At 36.3% G+C, this 234-nt stretch carries 1 protein-coding gene; it reads left to right on the forward strand.

Translation table 11 applies throughout. From position 1 onward, the window contains the following. Positions 1-234: hypothetical protein (locus tag R0K30_RS23585; protein WP_410613466.1), on the forward strand; the 234-nt coding region annotated here is incomplete at both ends.

Raw genomic sequence — 234 nt, forward strand, 5'->3', positions numbered from 1 at the left:
AGAACTTAACCTGCATTATATTGATATTAATAACGGCTACGATGCATTTACTCTTGATAATTCTCGCAACAGCCTTGCTGATCAACCAGGCGAAGATAATCAACAAAGTTATGCTATTGGCCTGAATAATATTTACACTGGTTTTGACGCTTTTGATATGAGCTTAAACCTTTCAGCTATTGATACAGAACTACTTTACAGCTTTGATGAAGATTGGGTATGTAACGATCCGAG

Source organism: Bacillus sp. SIMBA_154 (assembly GCF_046536015.1).
Lineage (GTDB): Bacteria > Bacillota > Bacilli > Bacillales > Bacillaceae > Bacillus > Bacillus pumilus_P.